The organism is Pseudomonas sp. AN-B15 (assembly GCF_019056475.1).
In the GTDB taxonomy this organism is placed as follows: Bacteria; Pseudomonadota; Gammaproteobacteria; order Pseudomonadales; family Pseudomonadaceae; genus Aquipseudomonas; species Aquipseudomonas parakoreensis.
In genome coordinates this window covers 4923606-4950081 of sequence record NZ_CP049737.1, presented here as the reverse complement: position 1 = coordinate 4950081, position 26476 = coordinate 4923606, and the positions used below count along the sequence as shown (strand labels likewise).

Annotated in this window: 32 protein-coding genes; 12 read left to right on the top strand and 20 right to left on the bottom strand. The window is 60.4% G+C overall.

Features of this window, described 5'->3' with window-relative positions:
- Positions 1 to 147 precede the first annotated feature (147 nt).
- Together GTQ41_RS22345 and GTQ41_RS22340 are read right to left on the bottom strand one after the other, a co-directional pair.
- Entirely contained in the window at positions 148 to 363 is a 216-nt protein-coding gene (locus tag GTQ41_RS22345) for a TIGR02450 family Trp-rich protein (protein WP_047296480.1), read from the bottom strand.
- Positions 360 to 1346, bottom strand: a complete 987-nt coding sequence (locus GTQ41_RS22340) for an NAD(P)/FAD-dependent oxidoreductase (protein WP_047296478.1) — start codon at positions 1344 to 1346, stop codon at positions 360 to 362. The genes GTQ41_RS22345 and GTQ41_RS22340 overlap by 4 nt, the downstream gene beginning before the upstream one ends.
- Positions 1347 to 1543: 197 nt before the next feature.
- Between GTQ41_RS22340 and GTQ41_RS22335 the strand changes: the two genes are divergently transcribed.
- Together GTQ41_RS22335 and hemH (GTQ41_RS22330) are read left to right on the top strand one after the other, a co-directional pair.
- Entirely contained in the window at positions 1544 to 2446 is a 903-nt protein-coding gene (locus GTQ41_RS22335; RefSeq protein ID WP_047296476.1) for a TIGR01777 family oxidoreductase, read from the top strand.
- Between the two features lie 13 nt (positions 2447 to 2459).
- Positions 2460 to 3485 (top strand): ferrochelatase, encoded by a 1026-nt coding sequence (hemH, locus tag GTQ41_RS22330; RefSeq protein ID WP_047296475.1) that lies wholly within the window; start codon positions 2460 to 2462, stop codon positions 3483 to 3485.
- A 246-nt stretch (positions 3486 to 3731) separates the two neighbouring features.
- Here the strand turns inward: hemH (GTQ41_RS22330) and GTQ41_RS22325 are convergent, their stop codons facing one another.
- The 12 genes from GTQ41_RS22325 to GTQ41_RS22270 all read right to left on the bottom strand — a co-directional run bounded on the left by GTQ41_RS22325 (position 3732) and on the right by GTQ41_RS22270 (position 13803).
- Entirely contained in the window at positions 3732 to 4037 is a 306-nt protein-coding gene (locus tag GTQ41_RS22325; protein WP_047296498.1) for a YkgJ family cysteine cluster protein, read from the bottom strand.
- Between the two features lie 53 nt (positions 4038 to 4090).
- Positions 4091 to 4582 (bottom strand): DUF2878 domain-containing protein, encoded by a 492-nt coding sequence (locus GTQ41_RS22320; protein ID WP_047296496.1) that lies wholly within the window; start codon positions 4580 to 4582, stop codon positions 4091 to 4093.
- Complete coding sequence (locus GTQ41_RS22315) at positions 4575 to 5840, bottom strand: cyclopropane-fatty-acyl-phospholipid synthase family protein (RefSeq protein ID WP_047296494.1); 1266 nt, start codon at positions 5838 to 5840, stop codon at positions 4575 to 4577. The genes GTQ41_RS22320 and GTQ41_RS22315 overlap by 8 nt, the downstream gene beginning before the upstream one ends.
- Positions 5827 to 6642 (bottom strand): DUF1365 domain-containing protein, encoded by an 816-nt coding sequence (locus tag GTQ41_RS22310; protein ID WP_047296492.1) that lies wholly within the window; start codon positions 6640 to 6642, stop codon positions 5827 to 5829. Before GTQ41_RS22310 ends, GTQ41_RS22315 begins: the two co-directional genes overlap by 14 nt.
- Entirely contained in the window at positions 6639 to 7886 is a 1248-nt protein-coding gene (locus tag GTQ41_RS22305; RefSeq protein WP_047296490.1) for an NAD(P)/FAD-dependent oxidoreductase, read from the bottom strand. Before GTQ41_RS22305 ends, GTQ41_RS22310 begins: the two co-directional genes overlap by 4 nt.
- Positions 7883 to 8665, bottom strand: coding sequence for an SDR family oxidoreductase (locus GTQ41_RS22300; RefSeq protein ID WP_047296488.1), 783 nt, complete (start codon positions 8663 to 8665; stop codon positions 7883 to 7885). The genes GTQ41_RS22305 and GTQ41_RS22300 overlap by 4 nt, the downstream gene beginning before the upstream one ends.
- Positions 8662 to 9084: a nuclear transport factor 2 family protein gene (locus tag GTQ41_RS22295; RefSeq protein WP_047296486.1), complete on the bottom strand. Its 423-nt coding sequence runs from the start codon at positions 9082 to 9084 to the stop codon at positions 8662 to 8664. Before GTQ41_RS22295 ends, GTQ41_RS22300 begins: the two co-directional genes overlap by 4 nt.
- On the bottom strand, positions 9077 to 10522 hold the full coding sequence (phrB, locus tag GTQ41_RS22290; RefSeq protein WP_047296484.1) for a deoxyribodipyrimidine photo-lyase: 1446 nt from the start codon (positions 10520 to 10522) through the stop codon (positions 9077 to 9079). The genes GTQ41_RS22295 and phrB overlap by 8 nt, the downstream gene beginning before the upstream one ends.
- A gap of 11 nt (positions 10523 to 10533) precedes the next feature.
- Positions 10534 to 11475 carry a MerR family transcriptional regulator gene (locus GTQ41_RS22285; protein WP_047296481.1) on the bottom strand — a complete coding sequence of 314 codons (942 nt, stop codon included), beginning with the start codon at positions 11473 to 11475 and terminating at the stop codon, positions 10534 to 10536.
- A complete protein-coding gene (locus GTQ41_RS22280) occupies positions 11475 to 12437 on the bottom strand; it encodes a DUF523 and DUF1722 domain-containing protein (protein ID WP_041072444.1) in 963 nt (320 codons plus the stop codon). Before GTQ41_RS22280 ends, GTQ41_RS22285 begins: the two co-directional genes overlap by 1 nt.
- A gap of 167 nt (positions 12438 to 12604) precedes the next feature.
- A complete protein-coding gene (locus GTQ41_RS22275) occupies positions 12605 to 12820 on the bottom strand; it encodes a TIGR02450 family Trp-rich protein (protein WP_047296480.1) in 216 nt (71 codons plus the stop codon).
- Positions 12817 to 13803: an NAD(P)/FAD-dependent oxidoreductase gene (locus GTQ41_RS22270; protein ID WP_047296478.1), complete on the bottom strand. Its 987-nt coding sequence runs from the start codon at positions 13801 to 13803 to the stop codon at positions 12817 to 12819. The genes GTQ41_RS22275 and GTQ41_RS22270 overlap by 4 nt, the downstream gene beginning before the upstream one ends.
- A gap of 197 nt (positions 13804 to 14000) precedes the next feature.
- On the opposite strand from GTQ41_RS22270, the gene GTQ41_RS22265 reads away from it, so the two are divergent.
- A complete protein-coding gene (locus tag GTQ41_RS22265) occupies positions 14001 to 14903 on the top strand; it encodes a TIGR01777 family oxidoreductase (RefSeq protein ID WP_047296476.1) in 903 nt (300 codons plus the stop codon).
- A gap of 13 nt (positions 14904 to 14916) precedes the next feature.
- Positions 14917 to 15942 (top strand): ferrochelatase, encoded by a 1026-nt coding sequence (gene hemH / locus GTQ41_RS22260; protein WP_047296475.1) that lies wholly within the window; start codon positions 14917 to 14919, stop codon positions 15940 to 15942.
- A gap of 111 nt (positions 15943 to 16053) precedes the next feature.
- Here the strand turns inward: hemH (GTQ41_RS22260) and GTQ41_RS22255 are convergent, their stop codons facing one another.
- Positions 16054 to 17328 (bottom strand): uracil-xanthine permease family protein, encoded by a 1275-nt coding sequence (locus GTQ41_RS22255; protein WP_007951684.1) that lies wholly within the window; start codon positions 17326 to 17328, stop codon positions 16054 to 16056.
- Positions 17329 to 17330: 2 nt separating this feature from the next.
- Positions 17331 to 17969, bottom strand: a complete 639-nt coding sequence (gene upp / locus GTQ41_RS22250; protein WP_041072432.1) for a uracil phosphoribosyltransferase — start codon at positions 17967 to 17969, stop codon at positions 17331 to 17333.
- A 162-nt stretch (positions 17970 to 18131) separates the two neighbouring features.
- Here upp and GTQ41_RS22245 point away from each other — a divergent pair, with 162 nt between their 5' ends.
- The 3 genes from GTQ41_RS22245 to GTQ41_RS22235 all read left to right on the top strand — a co-directional run bounded on the left by GTQ41_RS22245 (position 18132) and on the right by GTQ41_RS22235 (position 19660).
- The gene (locus GTQ41_RS22245; protein WP_041072430.1) at positions 18132 to 18689 is read left to right on the top strand and encodes a hypoxanthine-guanine phosphoribosyltransferase; all 558 of its coding nucleotides are present in this window, start codon (positions 18132 to 18134) and stop codon (positions 18687 to 18689) included.
- Between the two features lie 134 nt (positions 18690 to 18823).
- Entirely contained in the window at positions 18824 to 19309 is a 486-nt protein-coding gene (locus tag GTQ41_RS22240; protein ID WP_047296473.1) for a hypothetical protein, read from the top strand.
- 63 nt (positions 19310 to 19372) lie between these two features.
- Positions 19373 to 19660, top strand: coding sequence for a PA4642 family protein (locus GTQ41_RS22235; RefSeq protein WP_041072426.1), 288 nt, complete (start codon positions 19373 to 19375; stop codon positions 19658 to 19660).
- Between the two features lie 160 nt (positions 19661 to 19820).
- On the opposite strand, the gene mqo is transcribed toward GTQ41_RS22235, so the two are convergent.
- Positions 19821 to 21329, bottom strand: coding sequence for a malate dehydrogenase (quinone) (gene mqo / locus GTQ41_RS22230; protein ID WP_041072424.1), 1509 nt, complete (start codon positions 21327 to 21329; stop codon positions 19821 to 19823).
- A 707-nt stretch (positions 21330 to 22036) separates the two neighbouring features.
- Positions 22037 to 22270, bottom strand: a complete 234-nt coding sequence (locus GTQ41_RS22225) for a hypothetical protein (protein ID WP_041072422.1) — start codon at positions 22268 to 22270, stop codon at positions 22037 to 22039.
- A gap of 203 nt (positions 22271 to 22473) precedes the next feature.
- Between GTQ41_RS22225 and GTQ41_RS22220 the strand changes: the two genes are divergently transcribed.
- Entirely contained in the window at positions 22474 to 23058 is a 585-nt protein-coding gene (locus GTQ41_RS22220) for a YajG family lipoprotein (protein WP_025109324.1), read from the top strand.
- Positions 23059 to 23235: 177 nt separating this feature from the next.
- Here GTQ41_RS22220 and GTQ41_RS22215 read toward each other — a convergent pair whose 3' ends face one another.
- The gene (locus tag GTQ41_RS22215; protein ID WP_047296561.1) at positions 23236 to 23442 is read right to left on the bottom strand and encodes a hypothetical protein; all 207 of its coding nucleotides are present in this window, start codon (positions 23440 to 23442) and stop codon (positions 23236 to 23238) included.
- Positions 23443 to 23636: 194 nt separating this feature from the next.
- On the opposite strand from GTQ41_RS22215, the gene GTQ41_RS22210 reads away from it, so the two are divergent.
- Positions 23637 to 23915 (top strand): hypothetical protein, encoded by a 279-nt coding sequence (locus GTQ41_RS22210; RefSeq protein WP_007967709.1) that lies wholly within the window; start codon positions 23637 to 23639, stop codon positions 23913 to 23915.
- A gap of 88 nt (positions 23916 to 24003) precedes the next feature.
- Here GTQ41_RS22210 and GTQ41_RS22205 read toward each other — a convergent pair whose 3' ends face one another.
- A complete protein-coding gene (locus GTQ41_RS22205; RefSeq protein ID WP_179294961.1) occupies positions 24004 to 25167 on the bottom strand; it encodes a 1-acyl-sn-glycerol-3-phosphate acyltransferase in 1164 nt (387 codons plus the stop codon).
- A gap of 142 nt (positions 25168 to 25309) precedes the next feature.
- Between GTQ41_RS22205 and GTQ41_RS22200 the strand changes: the two genes are divergently transcribed.
- Genes GTQ41_RS22200 through GTQ41_RS22190 form a run of 3 tightly spaced genes read left to right on the top strand, consistent with a single transcriptional unit; the run spans position 25310 to position 26422 of the window.
- The gene (locus tag GTQ41_RS22200) at positions 25310 to 25492 is read left to right on the top strand and encodes a CPXCG motif-containing cysteine-rich protein (RefSeq protein WP_047296468.1); all 183 of its coding nucleotides are present in this window, start codon (positions 25310 to 25312) and stop codon (positions 25490 to 25492) included.
- 9 nt (positions 25493 to 25501) lie between these two features.
- A complete protein-coding gene (locus tag GTQ41_RS22195; RefSeq protein ID WP_047296466.1) occupies positions 25502 to 25762 on the top strand; it encodes a DUF2007 domain-containing protein in 261 nt (86 codons plus the stop codon).
- A 36-nt stretch (positions 25763 to 25798) separates the two neighbouring features.
- Entirely contained in the window at positions 25799 to 26422 is a 624-nt protein-coding gene (locus tag GTQ41_RS22190; protein ID WP_047296465.1) for an SOS response-associated peptidase, read from the top strand.
- The last annotated feature ends 54 nt before the right edge of the window (positions 26423 to 26476 follow it).

The following is a 26476-nucleotide window of genomic DNA, read 5'->3' as shown; positions in this document are numbered from 1 at the left end:
TGTACAGGTATTTATTTCTGTACAACTTCTCCTCAGCATAGATTCATGCGTGTACAAGTCAACTCATTTGTATAAGTTTTTCCAGGTTTAACGCTCTCAACTGTGGGAGCGAGCTAGTTCGCGAAGGCGTCGGATCACGGGGAGTGTTTACTTCCAGCCCTGGAGCCATTCAGTCGAAATTTTCAGGCGCTGCCAATCAAGCCTTTCGCTGCGCTGCGTCAGGACTGCCTGCAACTCGATCTCCAGCACCGTACCTTCCTCATCACGGAACAGCTCGGTGACCAGAAAATGCTTTTCACGGTTTTGCGGGTGGGCTGCTGTCCACTTCGAGAGCAGCAGCTTTTGCGGATTGATGCGGTTCATTGCAAGTGTTCATGCAAACGGCGTGCAGCTTCCTGGCCGCTGAGCCAGGCCCCCTCGACGCGCCCCGACAGGCACCAGTCGCCGCAGGCATACAGGCCCAGATCGGCGTCGGCCAGCGTGCCCCATTCGTGGCCGGTCGCAGGGCGCGCATAGAGCCAGCGGTGGGCGAGGCTGAAGGTCGGCGCGGGCATGGCGCTGTGCAGCAGTTCGGCGAAGGCACCGTGCAGTTGCTCGATCACCGCTTCCTTGGGCAGGTCGATGTGTTGCCGGCTCCAGGCGCTGCTGGCGTGCAGTACCCAAGTGTCGCACGTCGTGTCACGTCCCGGTTTGCTGCGGTTGCGTGCCAGCCAGTCGAGCGGACTGTCCTGCACAAAGCAACCTTCGATCGGTGTGTCCAGTGGCGTATCGAAGGCGAGGGCAACGGCCCAGGTCGGGTCCATTTTCACCCCGGCGGCCGCGCCGGCGAGTTTCGGTGCAGCGGCCAGCAATGCAGTGGCTTGTGGCGCCGGAGTGGCGATCACCACATGGCTGAAGGGACCATGGGTGAAGCCTTCGGCGTCCTGCAAATGCCAATGTTCTTCGCCGCGAAACACCTCGGTGATGCGGCAGGCGAAGTGCACTTCCAGGCCATTGAGCAAGCCGCGGGTGATGGCGCTCATGCGCGGCGTGCCGACCCAACGGGTCTGCTCGTCCGGCGACAGATTCAATTGCCCGCCCTGACAGGTGTAGAGCTGCGGTTGCCATTCGGCGACCCAGCCCTGGCTTTGCCAGCGCTGCACCTCGGTGACGAAGCGTCGGTCGCGGGCGGTGAAATATTGCGCGCCCATGTCCAGAGAGCCGGCGTCGCTGCGTTTGCTCGACATGCGCCCGCCGCTGCCGCGGCTTTTGTCGAAGAGCTGGACGGTGTGTCCGGCCTCTGTCAGCGCTTGCGCGGCGGAGAGTCCGGCGATGCCGGTGCCGATGATTGCGATAGGTACAGTCATAGGGGCCTCGTTTACCTTTCTGTACAGACTACGCCGTCAATGAAACCTGTACAATTTTGTTTTTTGGTATAACTTCTAGCGTTCTCGTTCTGACAGCTTGGCCTATGGTTAAACAATAGAGCCTGCCCGATAGAAAAGATCCCTGCTTATAAAAATAGACTAGTGATCCGGGTAAAACGCCACGCGAGGAAGATGTCATGCGCATATTGCTGACCGGCGGTACTGGTTTGATCGGACGTCAGCTCTGTCAGTATTGGTCCAGGCAAGGCCATCAACTGACGGTGTGGAGTCGGCGTCCGGAGAAAGTCGCGCAGATCTGCGGTGCGCAGGTGCGTGGTATTGCTCGTCTCGAAGACTTCGGCAACGAGCCACTGGACGCAATCGTCAATCTGGCTGGAGCACCGATCGCGGATCGGCCATGGACCCATCGGCGCAAAGCGTTGTTGTGGAGCAGCCGCATCACCCTGACCGAAACCCTGCTGGCGTGGCTGGAAGCGCGACAACAGAAACCGGCGTTGTTGATTTCCGGTTCTGCAGTCGGTTGGTACGGTGACGGCGGTGAGCGCGAGCTGACCGAGGATTCACCGCCGGTGATCGACGATTTTGCCAGCCAGTTGTGCATTGCCTGGGAGGAAACCGCGCAGCGTGCCGAAGCGTTGGGCGTGCGCGTGGTGCTGGTACGAACCGGGCTGGTGCTATCAGCCGAGGGCGGCTTTTTGTCGCGGCTGTTGCTGCCGTTCAAGCTTGGGCTGGGCGGGCCTTTGGGCAATGGTCGGCAGTGGATGCCATGGATTCATATTGATGATCAAATCGCCCTGATTGATTTTCTTCTGCACCGCGATCAGGCGAGCGGTCCTTATAATGCCTGCGCACCGAAACCGGTGCGCAATCGCGAGTTTGCCAAAACGCTGGGCAGCGTGCTGCACCGTCCGGCGTTCATGCCGATGCCGGCCCTGGCGCTGAAGGTCGGGCTTGGCGAAATGTCATTGCTGTTGCTGGGCGGCCAACGGGCCGTGCCGGCACGCTTGCTGGAAGCGGGTTTCACTTTCCAGTTCACGGATTTGCGCGCGGCTCTGGATGATCTCTCCGGCCGCCTTTGAAATAGGACGATGCATGACCGATCACGCCTTGCTTCTGGTCAACCTGGGCTCCCCGGCCTCGACTTCGGTGGCCGATGTACGCAGCTACCTCAATCAGTTTCTGATGGACCCGTACGTGATCGACCTGCCGTGGCCGGTGCGGCGGCTGTTGGTGTCGCTGATTCTGATTAAACGCCCCGAACAATCGGCCCATGCCTACGCGTCGATCTGGTGGGAGGAGGGTTCGCCGCTGGTGGTGCTGAGCCGTCGTCTGCAACAGCAGGTGACCACCCAGTGGACCCATGGCCCGGTGGAACTGGCCATGCGTTACGGCGAGCCGTCGATTGAAACGAAATTGCTGCAACTGGTCGCCGCCGGGCACAAGCGCATTACGCTGGCGCCGCTTTATCCACAGTTCGCCGACAGCACCACCACCACGGTGATCGAAGAAGCCAAGCGGGTGATTCGCGAGAACCGACTCGACGTGAACCTGTCGGTGCTGCAACCGTTTTACGATCAGCCGGAATACCTCAATGCACTGGTCGCCAGCGCCCAACCGCACTTGCAGCAGGATTACGATCACTTGCTGCTGAGTTTTCATGGCCTGCCGGAGCGGCACCTGACCAAGCTCGATCCAACGGGCTATCACTGCTTAAAAAACGAAGACTGCTGCAAGAATGCCTCGCCGGCCGTGCTGGCCACCTGTTACCGCGCTCAGTGCCTGCGCACTGCCTCCGAGTTCGCCAGGCTCGCGGGCATTGTCGATGGCAAATGGTCGGTGTCGTTTCAGTCGCGTCTGGGGCGGGCGAAGTGGATCGAACCCTACACCGAAGCGCGGCTGGACGAGCTGGCGAAAAGCGGCGTGAAAAAGATTCTGGTGATGTGCCCGGCGTTTGTCGCCGATTGCATCGAGACGCTGGAAGAGATCGGGGATCGCGGCCAGGAACAGTTCCGCGAGGCGGGGGGCGAGGAGCTGGTGCTGGTGCCGTGCCTGAATGACGACCCGCAATGGGCGAAGGCGTTGGCAACCCTGTGTGAACGAGCGCCACTGGCCCTCTGAAAGCATCGCGAGCAGGCTCGCTCCCACAGGGGATCTTCAGCGCACCGAAGATCAATGTGGGAGCGAGCCTGCTCGCGAAAGCTATCTGTCAGACAATAAAGATCTAAAGCCTTAGATCAGCGGCTCATCAGCCTTCTTATGCTTCCAGCTGAAGCAAGATCAAAAGATCGCAGCCTGCGGCAGCTCCTACAGGAAAACCCAATCCCCTGTAGGAGCTGCCGCAGGCTGCGATCTTTTTGCATCTAATCAACGGTAGGCCGTGGCAATGCCTTTGCGTTCTTCAAGGCACTCCGGTGCTCCCATCTCGAACTCGCGACAGATCAGCGGACGTCGTTCGTAGATCGTGCACATCATGCTGTCGCGATCCAGCGCCGCGCACCAGCCGTCGTCCAGACGCAGCATCACTTCACCGCCCCACTCATCGTTATCGATAAAGCGCTCAGGCACGCCGGTGTCGGTGATCAGCATCACTTCAAGCTGGCAGCAGCACGCCGCGCAGGTCGAGCAGGTGACCGCTGGCTCGGTGATTTGCTGGTGGGGAATGGTTTTCATGCCGGGCAGTGTAAGGCAGCCGCCGGTTGTCGTGTGAAAGGTCTGACAGACGCTCAGTGGCTCAAGCGCCGCGCCATGGCATGCAATAACGGAAACAGCAGGGCCCACAGCAGGCCGATGCCGATCAGGGTCGGCACTTCACCGTAGGGGAATCGCACGCCGGCCAGATGTCCGCCGCCGTAATAGGAGACAGCGCCGCCCACTGCGCCGAGTCCGCTGGCCAGCCACCAGGGACGGGCGCTCCACTGCAGGCAATGCCGCAACGTGGTGGCGAGCAAGGCCCAGAGCAGCATCAGCCATAGCGGAATCAGCGGCGACAGATCCTGGAATTCGAACACCCCGGCAGCCCGCAGCAGGCTGTCTACCGCCGTGCCGACAATCACCACGCTGAGGATCAAGCGACCTTCCGCCGCCCAACTGCTGATCCAGCCCAGATGAATCACCAGCACCGCCAGCGCCACCAGCAGCCACAGACTGTTGCCACCGATGACACAAGCCAGCCAGCCGACCTGAAACAGTACGGCATTGGCCACTCGCTCAAGCATCGAAGCGCCCGAGCAACGGCGCCGGCATGGCCGCCGGTTTCGCCAGCAGCAATTGCGCCGTGCCGATGGTGCGCTCCAGAAAACCGCCTTCGCAGTAGCACAGGTAAAACTCCCACAGCCGCAGGAAGTAATCGTCGTAACCCAATTCACTCAAGCGGCCGTGGGCGCGGCGAAAGTTTTCGTGCCACAGGCGCAGGGTACGGGCGTAGTGCAGGCCGAAATCTTCCATGTGCAGCAGGTTCATGTCGGTCTCCCGGCTGACCACTTCAAGCATCTTTTGTACGCAGGGCAGGGCACCGCCGGGGAAGATGTAGCGCTGGATGAAGTCGACGCCGCGCTTGGCCTGCTCGTAGCGCTGTTCGCGGATGGTGATTGCCTGCAACAGCATCAGGCCGTTGCTCTTGAGCAGGTGCGCGCATTGTTTGAAGTAGGTCGGCAGGAAGCGATGGCCGACCGCTTCGATCATTTCGATCGACACCAGTTTGTCGTACTCGCCGGTAAGGTCGCGGTAATCCTTGAGCAGCAGCGTCACCCGATCCTGCAACCCCAGGGCTTCAATGCGCTTGGCGGTAAACGCGTACTGCTCTTTCGACAGGGTCGTGGTGGTGACGCGGCAACCGTAATGCTGCGCAGCATAGAGCGCCATGCTGCCCCAGCCGGTACCGATCTCCAGCAGGTGGTCTTCGGGTTGGAGCGCGAGCTTCTGGCAGATCCGTTCCAGCTTGTTCAGTTGTGCCTGTTCCAGGCTGTCCTCGGGCGTGAGGAACTGTGCGGCTGAATACATCATGGTCGGGTCGAGAAACTGTTCGAACAGATCGTTGCCCAGGTCATAGTGCGCGGCGATGTTTTTCTGCGAGCCCTTGCGCGTGTTGCGGTTGAGCCAGTGCAGGCCTTGCACCAGTGGCCGGCTGAGGCGGGCCAGACCGCGTTCCATGGCGTCGAGTACGTCGAGGTTGCTGACGAACACGCGCACCACCGCGGTCAGGTCCGGCGAACTCCAGTAACCGTGGATAAACGCTTCACCGGCACCGATCGAGCCGTTGCCGGCGACCATGCCCCACACTGCTGCATCCTGGACATGGATTTCACCGAGCAGGTGGCTGCCCGGCGTACCGAACATCAGGCGTTCGCCGTCCTCGACCACCAGTAATTGCCCGTGTTTGAGTCGGCTCAGTTGCCGCAATACGCCGCGCCGCAGCAGCGAGCCGGTCAAGCCGTTGGTGCTGAAGCGACTGACAGTCAGGCTAGAGGATTTCATGGCGGTGCTCCTTGGGAGGCACAGTGGCGATTTGGAAGCTGCCGTCGGCAGCCTGATGAGCAAAAATCGGCGCGCGTTTGAGCAACAGGCGCAGGGCTTGCCAATAAATGGCCAGACAGGTTTTCGCGGTCATCCACGGAAAACGCCGCAAGTAGCGGTGCAGGCTGCGGCGATCAAGGGGCTCGCGTTGCAAGTTCAGCGTGGCGTCGAACAGCTTGAGGTCGCCCTGCCAGTCGGCCATGTGCACGCCGAGGTTTTGCGCAGCCGGGCTGAAACTCATGCGGTACTCCAGATCGCGCGGCAGGAACGGCGAAACATGAAAGGCCTTGGCCACGGCGAAATGCTGATGAAAGTCTTGCAAGTGGGTCGGCGTGCGGGCGGGCAAAACGTAGTGATAACGTTCGCGCCACGGCGTGTTGGTCACTTCGCAAAGAATCGCCGCCAGTTGCCCGTCGGCTTCGTGACAATAAAAGAAGCTCACCGGATTGAACGCCAGACCCCAACTGCGCGGCTGGGTCAGCAGGCAGACCGAACCTTGCGGCTGATAGCCAAGGGCGCCTGCGACCTGCTGGCGTACCGCGTCGATCAGGCGCATGCCGCTGCCGGTAAAGGCTTTCAGGTAATCGGTTTCGCGAAACGAAAACGGCGCAAAACGGCTGCGGCTGGCAAACGGCGACAGTTCGAACACGGCGTCCTGTTCGGCCAGATCGAGGTACAACAGACCGATGCGGTAGCGGAATTCGTGGCGTCTGGGCGCAAAGCGCCGATGACCGATCCAGCCGCTGTACAGGGCGCTGTTCATAAGCTTTCCCCGAACGCGGCGGCCACGCGTAATGCGCTGACCACGCCGTCCTCATGAAAGCCGTTGGCCCAGTAAGCGCCGCAGTAGTGGGTGTGCTGCTGACCGTCGATTTCGGCCCAGCGGTTTTGCGCCGCAACGGCCGCAAGGCTGAATTGCGGGTGGGCGTAGTTGTATTTGGCGAGTACCTTGAACGGGCTGATCCCGGCGCTCTGGTTGAGGCTGACGCAGAACGTGGTGTCACTCTGAATGCCCTGCAGGATGTTCATGTCGTAAGTGACTGCCGCGTGAGTATGGCCGGCGCCGCTCAAGCGATAGTTCCAGCTGGCCCACGCCAGTTTTCGGGTCGGCAGCAGACGGGTATCGGTATGCAATACGACTTCGTTATCGGCATAAGGCAGGGCGCCGAGGATCGAGCGTTCATTATGGTTGGGCGTGCCCAGCAGTTGCAGGGCCTGATCGCTGTGACAGGCGAGCACGACTTTGTCGAAACGCTCGATGCCGGCCGGGCTGTGGATAACCACGCCGTGTTCATCGCGATCGATGCGCGTCACCGGACAACTGAGACGGATCTTGTCCCCGAACGCGGCGGTCAGCGGCGCGACATAAGCACTTGAGCCGCCCTCGATCACCTGCCACTGCGGGCGGTCACTGACTGACAACAGGCCATGGTTCTTGAAGAAACGCACGAAGAATTGCAGCGGAAAATTGAGCATCTCGGCCATCGGCATCGACCAGATCGCCGAGCCCATCGGCACGATGTAGTGCAGGATGAAACGTTCACCGTAACCGCCAGCCTTGAGGTAATCGTCGAGGGTGGTGTCGGCGGCGATCCGCTGTTCGGCGAGGTCGCGCTGGGCTTCTTTATTGAAGCGCAGGATGTCGCGCAACATCCCCCAGAAGCCCGGTGACAGCAGGTTGCTGCGCTGGGCGAACAGGCTGTTGAGGTTATTGCCGTTGTATTCCAGGCCGGTGTCCGGGTCGGTCACCGAGAAGCTCATTTCGGTCGGTTTGAACGACACACCGAGCTGGCCGAGCAAACGAATGAAGTTCGGGTAGGTCCAGTCGTTGAACACGATGAAGCCGGTGTCCACGTGGTATTCGCGGCCGTCGACGGTTACCTGCACGGTATGCGTGTGGCCGCCCACCCAGTCGCTGGCCTCGAACACCGTGATGTCGTGTCGGCGATTGAGCAGGTAGGCGCAGGTCAGGCCGGCGATCCCGCTGCCGACAATGGCAATCTTCATATCGGGTCTCGCAGCGGTGGGTTGCTGCGCACCATGCGCTTGCCGATCGCCAGTTGCAGGCGCGCCGGCAGCTTCGACAGTGGCCACAGCGCCGCCATGAACAGTGCGGGAAAGGCGATCTCCAGCGGACGATCCTTGAGCTTGGCGAAGATGTGCCGCGCGGCTTTATCCACAGGCCAGCTCAACGGCATCGGGAAGTCGTTTTTCGCGGTCAGCGGGGTTTCGACAAAACCCGGGCTGATGATGGTGACTTCGATGCCCTCGACGGCCAGATCGATCCGCAGCGATTCGAACAGATAGCGCAGCCCGGCTTTCGACGCGCCGTAGGCTTCGGCCCGAGGCAGCGGCAGGTAGGTCACGGAGCTGGCCATGCCGACCAGATGCGGCGCGGTACCTTTGCGCAACAACGGCAGGGCGGCTTCGATGCAGTAACTGCTGGCGAGCAGGTTGGTGCGCACCACGTGTTCGATGATCGAGGCATCGAACTGGCGGGCGTCCACGTATTCGCAGGTGCCGGCATTGAGAATCACGCTGTCCAGTGACCCCCAGGCCTGTTCGATCTGCTGACCGATTTCGCGCACGGTCTGACTGTTGGTCAGATCGCCCGCCACCACCAGCACTTGCCCCGGATAGCGTTGCGACAACACTTTAAGTGGTGCCACTTGCCGCGAGCTGACGGCCAGATGCGCGCCGCTTTTCAGAATCTCTTCAGCCAGTGCTGCGCCGATGCCACTGCTGGCACCGGTCAGCCAATACCGCCGCGGAGGTGTACGACTCATCCCATTCTCCTTTTCAACCAGGCGATCGCCCGGCCCAATACGGGTAAATGTTCATACAGCATGGCCCCGGCATCGAAATAATCCCGGTGGCGATAAACCTTGTCTCGCCAGAGCAGGTGCGAACACCCGGCGACGCGAATCAAACGGCCGCCGGCCAGACGCGGGTGGCGGTAACTCATGACCCAGCGCAAGTAGCCTTCGCCGTCAGCGATCTGGTCGAAGCCGTGGAAATCGAAGCGCAGCTCGCTGACGTTGGCATACAACTCGCTGAAGTAATGGCGCAGTTGTTTCAAACCCTGCACTTCATGCAGCGGGTCGGTGAAGTGAATGTCATCGCTGTACAGCTCGCCCAGGCGTTGCAAGTTGTCTTTGTTCAACCCGGCAAACTGGTGGGCGAAGCGGCGCAGGAATTCACTCATGGACCTCTCCTGTAGACGAGCGCGACGGCAGGTTCTTGAAAGCCGCCAGCGCGCGTTCGCGCGAAGCCCCGAGATTGACGATCGGCGACGGATAGTTGGCGACGCCGAACAGTCCGCCGGCGCTGGCCGGGTCATGTACTTCTTTCTTGTTCAGGCCAGCCAGCTCAGGCAGCCAGTGCTTGATGAACAAGCCTTCGCTGTCGAATTTTTCCGATTGGCTGATCGGGTTGAAAATACGGAAGTACGGTGCCGAATCAGTACCGGTCGAAGCGCTCCATTGCCAGCCGCCGTTGTTCGCTGCCAGGTCGCCGTCGATCAGGTGACGCATGAAAAAACGCTCGCCTTCACGCCAGTCGATCAACAGGTTTTTGGTCAGGAACATCGCCACCACCATCCGCAGACGGTTGTGCATCCAGCCGGTTTCCAGCAATTGGCGCATGGCCGCATCAATGATCGGCAAACCGGTGCGCGCTTCTTGCCACGCGGCCAGATCGTCCGGCGCATCACGCCAGGCCAGGGCCTCGGTTTCCGTGCGAAACGCGCGGTGACGCGATACCCGTGGGTAGCCGACCAGAATGTGCTTGTAGAACTCACGCCACAGCAGCTCGTTGATCCACGTCACCGCGCCGACCTTGCCGCTGTCGAACTCGCCCTGATTGCTTTGCAGGGCCGCATGCAGGCATTGGCGCGGCGAAATCACCCCGGCGGCCAGATAGGCCGAGAGTTGACTGGTGCCGGGTTTGGCCGGGAAGTCGCGTTCGCTCTGGTAGTAGTCGATCTGCGCGTCGGCGAAGGTGTCGAGACGGCGCCGGGCTTCCTGCTCGCCTGCCGGCCACAGGGCGCGCAATGACTCGCTCGGTGGTGCAAAACCTTTGATTGAGGCCGGCACCGGATCGCTGTCGACATTCAGCTTCGCTTGCTTGCCGGGGGCTTTTACCAACGCTGGCACCGAACGATGCAGGCGCTCATAGCAAACCTTGCGAAACTGGCTGAACACCTGAAAGTAAGTTTCGGTTTTGGTCAGTACCGTGCCGGGTCTGAACAGCAGTTGATCGAGGTAGCTGTGAAACGCGATGCCTCTGGTTCTCAGGGTCGCGGCGACTGCGGCGTCGCGCTGGCTTTCGTGGACGCCGTATTCTTCATTGGCGTGCACGGTTTCCACGTTCAGTTGCCGGCAAAGCTCAAGCAACACCGCCGGTGCCTGATCCCAATGGTCGGCAGTGCGCAGCAGCAACGGGATATTCAGCGCACCAAGGCTGGCACTCAATTCACGCAGGTTGCGCAGCCAGAAGTCGATCTTGCACGCCGCGTCGTCATGTTCCAGCCACTGCTGCGGGCTCAACAGATACACGGCAACCGTCGGGCCGCGCGCAGCGGCAGCCGCGAGGGCGGTGTTGTCATGTTGGCGCAAGTCGCTGCGCAGCCAGATCAATTGCATCGCGGTTTCCATTAAATCAGCCCACGCTGAACGAGTACCTGATGGGCCGAGAGCGAATCTTCGGCCAGGATCAAATCAGCGATCTCAAGGGGTCTTACGGACAACTCGGTCTGGTGGATGCATACCGTTGGTCCGACGAGCATTTTTGCCGCGCTGATGCCGTTCAGCAGTTTCGGCAACTGCGCCAGGTTCATTGCCTTGCTGGAATACAGCAGTACTCCTCGCGCTTGCAGATGATCGACCGCCAGCGCCAGTTCTCCGGCCGGAAGAGGCCAGTCGAACACTTGTACCGGACAGTCGGCACTGCTGATCAGCCACGCGCAGAGCCACAGGTGTGGTTCCAGCGCCAGGTCCGAGTGATTGATCAGCAGCAGCGGTGCAGCGTGCAATTGCCGATTGTTATGGTAGATGCGCGCGCCGAATTTGCTGCGCAACCACGAATAAAAGAACACACGCTCCATCTGCGCACCGAACTGTCCTTGCCAGCGCTGTTCGAGTTCGGCCAGCAGCGGCAGGAGTAATTGCTCGCACAGCGTGCGTGGCGGGTACAGGGCCATGGCCTGGTTGATGCTGTCGTCGAGATTGCGCTCATTGAGCTGGATGACGGCGCCGAGCAAGGACTGACGCTGTCGTTGCCAGTCATTCTCCACCGTCTCGGTGAAGGCTTGCGGCGCGTCGAGCAACGGTTTGACCTGACTGACCGCCACGCCTCGGTTGAGCCAGGTCAGAATGGTCAGGATCCGTTGCACATGTTCGCTGGAGTACAGACGATGGCCCTTGGGCGTGCGCTGCGGCACGATCAAGCCGTAACGGCGCTCCCAGGCGCGCAGGGTAATGGCGTTGACGCCGGTCTGCCGCGCCACTTCGCGGATGGGCAGCCAGCCCTCGTCGAGGGCTTTCTTGAAGTCCGCACCGAGGTCTTCCCGGGCGCTGCTGTCGAGTGTGTCGTTCATCAAATGGCGTTTCGCAGGCTGAGGTTTTCCGGATGCGGCTGCAGGTACACCTGTTGCGCGATGTACGGATCCGGGTGTTGGCGAAAATGATGTTTGAGCAAGGTCAGCGGTACCACCAGCGGCACGATGCCGTGACGGTACTGGCCGATGACATGTTGCATTTCCTGTTTGTCTTCAGGGCTGATCGCCTGTTTCAGATAGCCGCTGATGTGCTGCAGGACGTTACTGTGGGTGCGGCGGGTGGCGCATTTCTTCAACGCGCTCATCAGCTCGCTGAAATAGCGCGGGCCGAGTTCGACCGGATCGGTCTGGGCCATGTTGCCCAGCAATTTGCCCAAGGCTTTGTATTGCTCAGGGTTGTGCGCCATCAACAGGTATTTGTAGCGCGAGTGGAATTCGGTCAGTGCGCGGCGGCTCAAGCCTTGTTTGAGCACTTGTTGCCAGGCGCTGTAGGCGAGTACGCGGGTGATGAAGTTCTCCCGCAACACCGGATCGTTCAGACGTCCGGCTTCTTCCACCGGCAGATCTGGGTGCTGTGCGCAGAACGCCTGGGCATAGATGCCACGGCCGCCGCCATTCACCGGCGCGCCGTTGGCGTGATAGACCTTGACCCGCTCTAGACCGCATGAAGGCGACTGTTGCATGAAGATGTAGCCGCAAATGTCATTGAGCTCGCCGGCCATTTTCTGCCCGTAGGCCGCCAGCGGTTCGGTGACATTGATCTGCGGGTTGACGGTGCCGACCGCTTCAGGAGCGTCCGGATCCCCGACCAGCCGGATCGGCTCGCGAGGAATGCCCAGGCCAATCGCGACTTCAGGACAAACCGGGACGAATTCGAAATGCTCGGCGAGGGTGCGGCTGCACAGCCGCGATTCCTTGTGCCCGCCGTTGTAGCGCACTTCGGCGCCCATCAGGCAGGCGCTGATGGCGATTTTGGGCCGCAAAGCAGAAAGATCGGACATGCACACCTCGAATCTATTCCTGTACAGGTATTTATTTCTGTACAACTTCTCCTCAGCATAGATTCATGCGTGTACAAGTCAACTCATTTGTATAAGTTTTTCCAGGTTTAACGCTCTCAACTGTGGGAGCGAGCTAGTTCGCGAAGGCGTCGGATCACGGGGAGTGTTTACTTCCAGCCCTGGAGCCATTCAGTCGAAATTTTCAGGCGCTGCCAATCAAGCCTTTCGCTGCGCTGCGTCAGGACTGCCTGCAACTCGATCTCCAGCACCGTACCTTCCTCATCACGGAACAGCTCGGTGACCAGAAAATGCTTTTCACGGTTTTGCGGGTGGGCTGCTGTCCACTTCGAGAGCAGCAGCTTTTGCGGATTGATGCGGTTCATTGCAAGTGTTCATGCAAACGGCGTGCAGCTTCCTGGCCGCTGAGCCAGGCCCCCTCGACGCGCCCCGACAGGCACCAGTCGCCGCAGGCATACAGGCCCAGATCGGCGTCGGCCAGCGTGCCCCATTCGTGGCCGGTCGCAGGGCGCGCATAGAGCCAGCGGTGGGCGAGGCTGAAGGTCGGCGCGGGCATGGCGCTGTGCAGCAGTTCGGCGAAGGCACCGTGCAGTTGCTCGATCACCGCTTCCTTGGGCAGGTCGATGTGTTGCCGGCTCCAGGCGCTGCTGGCGTGCAGTACCCAAGTGTCGCACGTCGTGTCACGTCCCGGTTTGCTGCGGTTGCGTGCCAGCCAGTCGAGCGGACTGTCCTGCACAAAGCAACCTTCGATCGGTGTGTCCAGTGGCGTATCGAAGGCGAGGGCAACGGCCCAGGTCGGGTCCATTTTCACCCCGGCGGCCGCGCCGGCGAGTTTCGGTGCAGCGGCCAGCAATGCAGTGGCTTGTGGCGCCGGAGTGGCGATCACCACATGGCTGAAGGGACCATGGGTGAAGCCTTCGGCGTCCTGCAAATGCCAATGTTCTTCGCCGCGAAACACCTCGGTGATGCGGCAGGCGAAGTGCACTTCCAGGCCATTGAGCAAGCCGCGGGTGATGGCGCTCATGCGCGGCGTGCCGACCCAACGGGTCTGCTCGTCCGGCGACAGATTCAATTGCCCGCCCTGACAGGTGTAGAGCTGCGGTTGCCATTCGGCGACCCAGCCCTGGCTTTGCCAGCGCTGCACCTCGGTGACGAAGCGTCGGTCGCGGGCGGTGAAATATTGCGCGCCCATGTCCAGAGAGCCGGCGTCGCTGCGTTTGCTCGACATGCGCCCGCCGCTGCCGCGGCTTTTGTCGAAGAGCTGGACGGTGTGTCCGGCCTCTGTCAGCGCTTGCGCGGCGGAGAGTCCGGCGATGCCGGTGCCGATGATTGCGATAGGTACAGTCATAGGGGCCTCGTTTACCTTTCTGTACAGACTACGCCGTCAATGAAACCTGTACAATTTTGTTTTTTGGTATAACTTCTAGCGTTCTCGTTCTGACAGCTTGGCCTATGGTTAAACAATAGAGCCTGCCCGATAGAAAAGATCCCTGCTTATAAAAATAGACTAGTGATCCGGGTAAAACGCCACGCGAGGAAGATGTCATGCGCATATTGCTGACCGGCGGTACTGGTTTGATCGGACGTCAGCTCTGTCAGTATTGGTCCAGGCAAGGCCATCAACTGACGGTGTGGAGTCGGCGTCCGGAGAAAGTCGCGCAGATCTGCGGTGCGCAGGTGCGTGGTATTGCTCGTCTCGAAGACTTCGGCAACGAGCCACTGGACGCAATCGTCAATCTGGCTGGAGCACCGATCGCGGATCGGCCATGGACCCATCGGCGCAAAGCGTTGTTGTGGAGCAGCCGCATCACCCTGACCGAAACCCTGCTGGCGTGGCTGGAAGCGCGACAACAGAAACCGGCGTTGTTGATTTCCGGTTCTGCAGTCGGTTGGTACGGTGACGGCGGTGAGCGCGAGCTGACCGAGGATTCACCGCCGGTGATCGACGATTTTGCCAGCCAGTTGTGCATTGCCTGGGAGGAAACCGCGCAGCGTGCCGAAGCGTTGGGCGTGCGCGTGGTGCTGGTACGAACCGGGCTGGTGCTATCAGCCGAGGGCGGCTTTTTGTCGCGGCTGTTGCTGCCGTTCAAGCTTGGGCTGGGCGGGCCTTTGGGCAATGGTCGGCAGTGGATGCCATGGATTCATATTGATGATCAAATCGCCCTGATTGATTTTCTTCTGCACCGCGATCAGGCGAGCGGTCCTTATAATGCCTGCGCACCGAAACCGGTGCGCAATCGCGAGTTTGCCAAAACGCTGGGCAGCGTGCTGCACCGTCCGGCGTTCATGCCGATGCCGGCCCTGGCGCTGAAGGTCGGGCTTGGCGAAATGTCATTGCTGTTGCTGGGCGGCCAACGGGCCGTGCCGGCACGCTTGCTGGAAGCGGGTTTCACTTTCCAGTTCACGGATTTGCGCGCGGCTCTGGATGATCTCTCCGGCCGCCTTTGAAATAGGACGATGCATGACCGATCACGCCTTGCTTCTGGTCAACCTGGGCTCCCCGGCCTCGACTTCGGTGGCCGATGTACGCAGCTACCTCAATCAGTTTCTGATGGACCCGTACGTGATCGACCTGCCGTGGCCGGTGCGGCGGCTGTTGGTGTCGCTGATTCTGATTAAACGCCCCGAACAATCGGCCCATGCCTACGCGTCGATCTGGTGGGAGGAGGGTTCGCCGCTGGTGGTGCTGAGCCGTCGTCTGCAACAGCAGGTGACCACCCAGTGGACCCATGGCCCGGTGGAACTGGCCATGCGTTACGGCGAGCCGTCGATTGAAACGAAATTGCTGCAACTGGTCGCCGCCGGGCACAAGCGCATTACGCTGGCGCCGCTTTATCCACAGTTCGCCGACAGCACCACCACCACGGTGATCGAAGAAGCCAAGCGGGTGATTCGCGAGAACCGACTCGACGTGAACCTGTCGGTGCTGCAACCGTTTTACGATCAGCCGGAATACCTCAATGCACTGGTCGCCAGCGCCCAACCGCACTTGCAGCAGGATTACGATCACTTGCTGCTGAGTTTTCATGGCCTGCCGGAGCGGCACCTGACCAAGCTCGATCCAACGGGCTATCACTGCTTAAAAAACGAAGACTGCTGCAAGAATGCCTCGCCGGCCGTGCTGGCCACCTGTTACCGCGCTCAGTGCCTGCGCACTGCCTCCGAGTTCGCCAGGCTCGCGGGCATTGTCGATGGCAAATGGTCGGTGTCGTTTCAGTCGCGTCTGGGGCGGGCGAAGTGGATCGAACCCTACACCGAAGCGCGGCTGGACGAGCTGGCGAAAAGCGGCGTGAAAAAGATTCTGGTGATGTGCCCGGCGTTTGTCGCCGATTGCATCGAGACGCTGGAAGAGATCGGGGATCGCGGCCAGGAACAGTTCCGCGAGGCGGGGGGCGAGGAGCTGGTGCTGGTGCCGTGCCTGAATGACGACCCGCAATGGGCGAAGGCGTTGGCAACCCTGTGTGAACGAGCGCCACTGGCCCTCTGAAAGCATCGCGAGCAGGCTCGCTCCCACAGGGGATCTTCAGCGCACCGAAGATCAATGTGGGAGCGAGCCTGCTCGCGAAAGCTATCTGTCAGACAATAAAGATCTAAAGCCTTAGATCAGCGGCTCATCAGCCTTCTTATGCTTCCAGCTGTCATTGCCCGGCAGGATCAGGTTCAGCGCAATCGCCACCACCGCGCACAACGCGATGCCTTTGAGGCCGAAGTCATCAGGGCCGGTGCCAGTGCCGACCAGCACACCGCCGATGCCGAACACCAGAGTCACCGAGACGATCACCAGATTGCGCGCTTCGCCCAGATCGATCTTGTGGCGGATCAGGGTGTTCATCCCCACTGCAGCAATCGAGCCGAACAGCAGGCACAGAATCCCGCCCATCACCGGCACCGGAATGCTTTGCAGCAGCGCGCCGAACTTGCCGATGAACGCCAGGGTGATGGCGAAGATCGCCGCCCAGGTCATGATTTTCGGGTTGTAGTTCTTGGTCAGCATCACCGCGCCGGTCACTTCGGCATAGGTGGTGTTCGGTGGGCCGCCAAACAGGCCGGCGGCCGTGGTAGCGATGCCGTCACCCAGCAAGGTGCGATGCAGGCCCGGCTTTTTCAGATAGTCACGACCGGTCACGCTGCCCACGGCGATGACGCCGCCGATGTGCTCGATGGCCGGCGCCAGCGCCACCGGAACGATGAACAGGATCGCCTGCCAGTTGAACTCGGGGGCGGTGAAGTGCGGCAGGGCGAACCATGGCGCGGCAGCAATCTTCGCGGTATCGACCACGCCGAAATAGAACGACATGGCAAAACCGACCAGCACCCCGGAAATGATCGGCACCAGGCGGAAAATGCCTTTGCCGAACACCGCCACGATCAACGTGGTCAGCAGCGCCGGCATCGAGATCATCATCGCGGTCTGGTAATGGATCAGCTCGGAACCATCACCCGCCTTGCCCATTGCCATGTTCGCGGCAATCGGCGCCATCGCCAGGCCGATGGAGATGATCACCGGACCGATCACCACCGGTGGCAGCAGACGGTCAATGAAGCCGGTGCCTTTGATCTTCACGGCAAGGCCGAGGAAGGTATAGACGAAACCGGCCGCCATCACGCCGCCCATGGTCGCGGCGAGGCCGAACTGGCCCTTGGCGAGAATGATCGGAGTGATGAAGGCAAAGCTCGACGCGAGGAACACCGGCACCTGACGCCCGGTGACGATCTGGAACAGGATCGTCCCCAGACCTGCGGTAAACAGTGCCACGTTCGGGTCAAGACCCGTGATCAGCGGCATCAGCACCAGGGCGCCGAAAGCCACGAACAGCATCTGGGCACCGGACAGCACCGTGCGCCAGAGCGGATCGTTGAACTCTTGCTGCATGTTTACGCGTCCTTCTGCTTGGTGCCGAAGATCTTGTCACCGGCGTCGCCAAGCCCAGGGATGATGTAACCGTGCTCGTTCAAGCGCTCATCGATGGACGCGGTGTAGATGGTCACGTCCGGGTGAGCCTTTTCTACGGCAGCAATGCCTTCCGGCGCGGCGACCAGCACCATTGCGCGGATGTCCTTGCAGCCGGCTTTCTTCAGCAGGTCGATGGTCGCGACCATGGAGCTGCCGGTGGCGAGCATCGGGTCGATGATCATCGCCAACCGTTCGTCGATTTCCGGAACCAGTTTTTCCAGGTAGGTGTGCGCTTGCAGGGTTTCTTCGTTGCGGGCGACGCCCACTGCGGAAACCTTGGCGCCCGGGATCAGACTCAGCACGCCTTCGAGCATGCCGATGCCGGCGCGCAGGATCGGCACGACGGTGATCTTCTTGCCGGCGATTTTCTCCACCGACACGGTGCCGCACCAACCTGGAATATCGTAGGTTTCCAGGGGCAGGTCTTTGGTAGCTTCATAGGTCAACAGGGCGCCGACTTCCTGAGCAAGCTCACGGAAATTCTTGGTGCTGATGTCAGCGCGGCGCATCAGGCCGAGTTTATGGCGGATCAGCGGATGGCGGATCTCGAGGATGGGCATGGAAAAACTCCGGCGGCGGGCAAAAAAACCGGCCTAGATTAATCTATCCGAGGGTGATGTCCTATAGGACATTGAGTACGTTAGTCCATTAACGCTTGATTCGACCTCGCGGGATGCGTACCTTTGCCCGCTTTTCCAATTCCGCCACCCCTGGAGAGCGCCATGTCCGCTGATCTCGAGCATATCCGTCAAATCATGCGAGAGGCTGACTGCCTGTACACCGAAGCTGAAGTCGAGGCCGCCATCGCCCGCGTCGGTGCACACATCAACGAACAACTGGCCGACAGCAACCCGGTGGTGTTCTGCGTGATGAACGGCGGCCTGATCTTCTCCGGCAAACTGCTGACTCACCTGCAATTCCCGCTGGAAGCCTCCTACCTGCACGCCACCCGTTATCGTAACGAAACCAGCGGCGGCGACCTGTTCTGGAAAGCCAAGCCGGAAGTCTCGTTCATCGACCGCGACGTGCTGATCATTGACGACATCCTCGACGAGGGTCACACCCTGGGCGCGATCATCGACTTCTGCAAACACGCCGGCGCCCGCAAAGTGCACACCGCCGTGCTGATCGACAAGGACCACGACCGCAAGGCGCGTCCTGACCTGAAGGCAGACTTCGTCGGCCTGCCATGCGTTGACCGCTACATCTTCGGTTACGGCATGGACTACAAAGGCTACTGGCGTAACGCCAACGGGATCTTTGCCGTTAAAGGCATGTAAGCAAGATCAAAAGATCGCAGCCTTCGGCAGCTCCTACAGGAGATTGATGTACACCCTGTAGGAGCTGCCGAAGGCTGCGATCTTTTGCTTTTAATCCCATGCTAGAGTGCTCGGCCTCGCCCCCGGAGCCTGTCATGAGTCTTCTGATCCGCAGCTTTGCCGCCCTGTTGCTGACCCTCAGCCTGCCCCTGGCCGCCGCCCCGGCGCCGATGCACAGTCAGTTTCTACCGCCGGACGACTTGACCCTGCGTGATGCCGAACCCGAGCAGCAACAACTGCTGCAGGTCACCGATTATTCGGTGGTGGTCGGTGCGCAACGCCAGTCCAATCAGCAGCCGATTCCGGTGACCTCACCGTTGATGATCCGCCTCAAGGGCAAGTCGCTGAACAAGGGCGCAACCATCACCCAGGTGCTGGTCAATTTCGACGGCGAAAGCAAAAGCCTGAAAAAACCGGTTTATGACGACACGCGCAAAACCCTGACCCTGTTCTACCCGCTGGCCCAGTACCGGGTGGTGATCGACCTGCTGCGCAACGACACCGTGTATGTACAGTTCCTCAGTTACGCCAACGGCCACATCTGGGCCGATCTGCACACCGGAGCCGTTCGTGCGCGTTGAGCCTTGAGGCTGGGCAGGGGTAAACTGCCCGCCCCGTGTAATGTCTGCGAGCTGGAGTCGGCAATGCGTAAAGATAAGAAACAGGTGATTGGTGACGAGATCGGCGATGAGCAGATCAAGCTGTTCCTCGATTTTGAACCGGTCGACGCCACTTCGCCGTCGCTGCACAAACTGATCAAGGCTTATCGTGGTTTGCGCATCGACGATTTCGAGCGCTTTCTGACGTTCTTCGTGGCTGCCGGTTACGACGTGGATGGCAAGGATGAGCAGGGCCAGACGTTTGTTGATCTGATCAAGGATCAGCGTAACGCGGCCGAGTACATTGAGCTGATCGACAAGGCGCGCGGTTAAGATCAAAAGACAAGATCAAAAGATCGCAGCCTGCGGCAGCTCCTACACTGGATTTGTGTTTACCCTGTAGGAGCTGCCGCAGGCTGCGATCTTTTGCTTTTCAGGGCCATAAAAAACGCCCCGCACTCACTGAGTACGGGGCGTTTTTCATACCGCAAGATCAAGCGAAGCTTGGGGTCTCGCTGCTTTCTTCAACCAGTTCCAGGGCGATGTTGTTCTGCGTGTTGATCTTGCGATACAGCGCAGCATCGGTTTCCAGAACCTTTTCACGGGCCGGGAAGATCTCCGCCAGTTTGGCTGCCCACTCACCCTTGGCCTTGGCCGGGAAGCATTTCTCGATCAGTTCCAGCATGATCGAAACGGTCACCGAAGCGCCTGGAGAAGCGCCGAGCAGGGCGGCGAGGGAGCCGTCTTTCGCTGCGACCAGCTCGGTACCGAATTGCAGGATGCCGCCCTTTTTCGGGTCTTTCTTGATGATCTGCACCCGTTGGCCGGCCACTTCCAGGCGCCAGTCTTCGGCTTTCGCCTCCGGGTAGAAGCGGCGCAGGGAGTCCAGACGCTGCTCCATCGATTGCATCACTTCGCTGACCAGATATTTGGTCAGGTCCATGTTGTTCTTCGCCACCGCCAGCATCGGCCCGATGTTGCCGGCGCGAACCGACAGCGGCAGGTCCATGAAGGAACCGTGCTTGAGGAACTTGGTGGTGAAACCGGCGTATGGTCCGAACAGCAGGGATTTCTTGCCGTCGACCACGCGGGTATCCAGGTGCGGCACCGACATGGGTGGCGAACCCACCGCGGCCTGGCTGTAAACCTTGGCCTGGTGGTGCTTGACCACTTCCGGGTTATCGCAACGCAGCCACTGGCCACTGATCGGGAAGCCGCCGAAACCTTTGCTTTCCTCGATGCCCGAAGCCTGCAGCAGCGGCAGGGCCGCGCCACCGGCGCCGAGGAAGACGAATTTGGCATCGACTTCACGGCTGTTGCCGCTGTTGACGTCCTTGATGCTGACGGTCCAGCCGGCGCCGTTACGCTTGAGGCCGGTCACGCGCTTGCAGTATTTGACCTGAGTGTCCGGTGCGCTGGTCAGGTGCTTGAGCAACTGATTGGTCAGGGCGCCGAAGTTGACGTCGGTGCCGTTCATCACGCGGGTCGCAGCCAGGACTTCGTCCGGCGAACGGCCCGGCATCATCAGCGGCATCCACTCGGCCATCTTGGCCTTGTCTTCGGTGTATTCCATGTCGGCGAAGGCGTGGTGCTTGTGCAGCACGTTGAAGCGTTCCTTGAGGAACGACACGCCTTTGTCGCCCTGGACGAAGCTCAGGTGCGGCACCGGGCTGATGAAGGACTTGCACGAGCCGAAGGTACCTTTTTTGGTCAGGTACGACCAGAACTGCTTGGACACTTCGAACTGGGTATTGATGTGCACGGCTTTCTTGATGTCGACGCTGCCGTCGGCGGCCTGCGGCGTGTAGTTCAGCTCGCACAGGCCGGCGTGGCCGGTACCGGCGTTGTTCCACGGGTTGGAACTCTCCGCGGCCCCGGAATCCATCAACTCGACGACTTCCAGCTTGATCGTCGGGTCGAGTTCTTTGAGCAGTACTGCCAGGGTGGCACTCATGATGCCGGCCCCAACCAGAACTACGTCGACTGCTTCGTTATGCGCCATTTAACGCGTCTCCAAAATCTGCAGCACCAAATTGTCGGCATGGCTGCCAGGGAGTGGCGGGGCAGGTCAGTTGCGCCCCGGATAACCCATGGTCAGGTTCGTCATGTCCGAATCTTCGCAATTTTTCGCAACTTCGACGGATGCATGCGGCCTGGCTTCAAGAGTTGCATGAACTCATTTCAGCGCGCGGCTGGCAATTCGACTTATGGTCGAGACATCCGTTTTGTGCAACCAAATCCGTAGCGGACAGGCTTCAGGCTCCGATGTTCGAGGTATCCCCGGTCCTGTGTCGTTGGGCTGTTACAGACGCTAATGGTGCATGTTCAGACGCAAAACTATTCATTTGCTCGCCACACTCTTGTGAAGTTGTGAAAACCCGTTTTTTTCACGCTCTTTTGAAGACGTGAACCTCAAAAAAGGGCTGTCCAGGCCTGGCACCGTGCCCGCAAAGGCAAAACAACGCGGTGGCCGAGCGTATGACAGCTCTGCAGATTCGCGAAAAGCGGGGTTTTGCCGGAAGAACAGGCAAGCGCGCCAACTTCACTCGATCTGTGTGGGCGGCTCTCTGTGGGCGATTTTGATGGCGAATGCAGGGCATTGCCGGTGTTGCGGGGCCCGATCAGGAGACGTCCTTATAATCGGGGGGAGATTGTATCGAAGAAATGCGGGCAGTTGGTCGAGTTTAATGACTTTTATTAGGCATCCGGTCAGATGCTCAACATCGCCTGGGCACGTGCGCGAGGTTGTTGCTCGATGACCCGGGCGCTGGCGGGCAGCGGCTGGTGCAACCAGTTGAGGCGGATTTCTTCGATTTCCACCCAGCCGTCGCCCATTGGCTTGAGGCTGCACTGTTTGAAGGCCTGGCAGTGACCGTTGCGATCCAGCAGGGCGAAGCTGCGGTGCAGCGGACGTGGCGCGAACAACGAGATCAGATAACGCATGGCAAGTACCTTGTTGGGGACTGGTTTGAAGCTTGCCAGGCGGCCGTGACGCCAAGGTGTATGGGCGGTGAATAATCTGTGACAGGAACCGCATTCTCTCGGCTGGGTCAGACATTTGAGTATTCACTGTCGAGTGCTGGTTACCCGCAGTGGCCCACCGCTATACTGCCGGCCTGTTTGTGCCTGATTCTGGAGAAAAGAGCATGTTGCAACGCCTGTTGTTCGGTTTGATCACTGTGACCAGTTTGACCCTGGTTGGCTGCGCCCACAGCCCGCAACAACTGAGCCCGGAACCGAAGCTGACCACGCAGTTGGCCCCGGTCGGCCATGGCCAGCAAGTGGTGGTGCGCGTGGTTGACGGTCGTCCGTCGCCAACCCTCGGCACCCGTGGCGGCCTGTACCCGGAAACCAGCGCCATCACTGTACAACGCGAGCAGATCCTGCCGAAGTTGCAGGCCCAGGCTGAAGCCGCCGTGCGGCTGCTCGGCTTCACCCCGACCAGCAACGCGATGAATGCGCCGCAGCTGACCGTGACCCTGACCGAGCTCAAGTACCAGTCGCCGAAAGAAGGCATGTACGTGACCGAGGCCACCATCGGCGCGACCTTCCGTTCCGACGTGCAGAGCGGCAACCGTCGTTACAGCGGCCGCTACGGCGCTTCGCTGGACCAGCGTTTCGGCATGGCGCCGAACCAGGAAACCAACACCAAGCTGGTCAGCGACGTGTTGAGCGACGCCTTGACTCGCCTGTTCAAGGACCCGACCGTGGGTCAGATCCTCGCCGAGTAAACTGTTCGGCTGATGTGAAAAAGCCCGGGCCAGTGATGGCGCCGGGCTTTTTCATGCCTGCAGGACGACGCTAATCCCCTGTAGGAGCTGCCGCAGGCTGCGATCTTTTGACTTTGATTTTTAAAACAACATCAAAAGATCGCAGCCTGCGGCAGCTCCTGCAGAGGACGATGTGGGTCAGGCGGCCTGGGAGTAGAAGTCGAGCACGCTCACGCCCGTCAGCAGATCAGTCTCCGGCAAATCCGCATGTTGATGCCCGCCGAGGGCGCAATACACCAGCCAGTGGCGATCCTGAACATTGAAGGCAAGGCTGCCGACGAGGCTTTGTTGTTCGTCGGACGGGGTGATGAGGTACAGGCGATCCTGGTTTTCGGCGTGCAGCATGTCGCGTTCCATGTGTGTTTCGAGGCGCGCATGGTGGCCGATGTAAATGACGATGCCGTGACACAGGACAGCCATCGGTCGATTGTCAGGTTATTTGTCGCAAAGGGTAGGGCGGTGGCGGAGTGTTTCGGTAGAATCCGCGCCGCGGTCGTCGATCGGGCGCCTGCCACACTGATTCAGATCCGAGGTCTGTGATGTCGCTGCACTTGATGACGCTGTTTACCGCCCATCCCGCCAAATTGATCAACCTGCTGGCGCTGGCTCTGGCTTTCCCGGGCAGTTGGCTGCTGCATGCGACCCGCCGTCGTGAACAACGCGCCATGGCCAGCATCGCCGCTCAGCGCCAGGCCCAACCGAACGCCGAACCGATTCTGGATTGGGCGACCTTGCGCATGAACCGCTTTTTCTACCGCTTCGGTTTTGCCTGCCTCGGCCTGGCCCTGATCGTCTCCTGGATCAGCACGCGCTTCTGAAAGCAAAAGATCGCAGCCTGCGGCAGCTCCTACAGGAGGTTGGTGTAGGAGCTGCCGCAGGCTGCGATCTTTTGATCTTGCTTTTGTTTTACAACGGCAACCCGGCTTTTACGCGGTACTGATTACGCACCGGCGTCGCATATTGCAGCACCAGATACGGACGGTGCTCCTCAGGGCAGGCATCCAGACGGCTCTGCCATTCTTCCTGCGCCTTGGCCAGTTCATCGGCGGGGAACAGCTCGGCAGCCTTCGGCACGTTCAGTTGCGGATCGGCGTCGGCCCACTGCGCATATGCCAGGTAATGCACCGGGAACAGGCGATAACCACCGAGAATCTGCTTGTCCATCTCGACCGCCAATTGCTTGGTGTCTTCGAACAGCTCGGTGATCGGCGCCGCGAAGTTCACGTGCACCCGGCCCTTGTAGCCCGTAATGCCCTTGGCAATGCTCACGTCATCCTCGCCCGGTGCCTTGGCGTAGGTGCCGGTGGTGGCGCGGATGTACAGCTCGCGGGCCTTGGCCTGGTCGCACGGGTCGTATTCGTAACTGATCGACACCGGGGTCAGGTTCAGCGACTGGATCACTTCGCCGAACGGCTCGTCCTTGCGGCTCATGTGGAACATCTTGAGGATCGCCGACTCGGTACGGTCGTCGCCATCCTTGGCCCGGCCTTCGGCCTGCGCGATCCAGATCGAGGCGCAATCGTTGCGGATCGAGTGGTTGATGTACGCCGACAGCAATTGATACGCCGCCATCTTCTCGCGGCGCCCGGTGATCGAACGGTGCACGATGAAGCTCTTGTTCAGGCGCATCAGATCGCTGACAAAGGGCTTTTGCAGCAGGTTGTCGCCGATTGCGATGCGCGGCGTCGGCAGGCCGGCGTGGTACACCGCATAGTTGACGAAGGCCGGGTCCATCACGATGTCGCGGTGGTTGGCGATAAACAGATAAGCGCTGCCGGACTTGAATTGCTCGACACCCGTGTAGGTCACGCCGTCGGTGGCGCGCTCGATGGTGTGGTCGACGTAGGACTCGATCTTGTCCTGCAACGTCGCCACCGAGGTCACGCTGGCGAACTCACGACGCAGCCGATGGGCTATAAGTGGTTTGAGCATCCAGCCGAAGGCACCGGCAAAACGCGGGAAGCGGAAGTGGGTGAGGATATCTAGAAACGCCTTGTCGCCGAGCAGTCTTGCCAGTACCACAGGTACTTCGCTGTCGTCGTAAGGTCGGATGGCATCGAATTCGCCCATCATGCTCTCTTGTTGGAAACGGCTAGGGTAAGTAAAGGTTTTGATCGAAAACCAACGGGGCACGGTCTGAAAAAGTAGCCAGACAAAAATAGCCCTGCAAATAGACCGGCGATTATACGCACAAGTCACCTGGGAGACCGCGATGCTGGAAAGCGCACTGTATGAATGTCCGTATTGTGGTGAAGAGGTCGAAACGACGGTGGACCTGTCCGCAGGCGATCAGACCTACATCGAGGACTGTGAGGTGTGTTGTCGACCGATCACGTTTGTCTTGCAGGTTCACGGCGAGGACTGGTTTCTGGAAGTGTTCAGTGAAAACGAATGAGGGGCGCCCATGCAGCGAATCTACGAGCCGGAAAACCTGATGGAAGGCGAGATGCTCAAGGGCATGCTCGCCAGCGAAGGCATCGAGGCGCACCTAGTGGGCCGGGATCTGCTCGGCGGCACGGGGGAGTTGCCGATTTTTGGCCTGCTGGGGTTGTCGGTCGATAACGATCATGCCGAATACGCCCGCGAGCTGATCACCGCGTACAATGCCGCGCTGCCGCTGCCCGGCGATGAACCGGAGAGCTTCCCCGGGACGCTGGTCTGTTAGGCTGACGTTCGTTTTATTGCTGAGTCGTGTTGCCCCATGTGTGGACGTTATGCCCTGTTTCGCTGGAACCGCGACTTCGCGGCCCTGCCCGGATTTCCCGCCGATCAGCAGGCGCAGTGGAATATTTCTCCCAGTGATTCGGTGTTGATGCTGCGTGCCGAGGCCGACGGCCAACGCACGCTGGCCCGCGCCCGTTGGGGGCTGACGCCGCCGTGGCTGACCGATCTGTCGAAAACCCCGGCGCATGCCCGGGCGGAAACCGTCGCCGAACAGCCGATGTTCCGTGAAGCGCTGCGCCTGCGCCGTTGTCTGCTGCCGGCCAACGGTTTCTACGAATGGCGCGGCAATCTGCGCAAGCGCCCGTACTGGCTGACGCCCGGAGAGGGTTCGTCGTTGTTTTTCGCGGCGATCTGGGAGGCGTACCCGGTGCAGGAACAGGTGTGGCTGAGCACCGCGGTCATCACCCAGCCGGCGGCCAGTCAGCGCCGACCTTTGATACTTGATGAGGCGGGGCAGGCGGCCTGGCTCGATCCTGCGACGCCGTTGCATGTGCTGCAGGGCTTGCTCGCCAGTGAGCCGGCGGCGTTGCGCGAGCGGGTGCTGGCGAATCTGGTGAATGATCCGAAGCTCAATGGGCCGGAGTGTCTGACCCCGGGTTGAGGTGAAAAGCGAAAAGATCGCAGCCTGCGGCAGCTCCTACAGGATTGGTGTAGG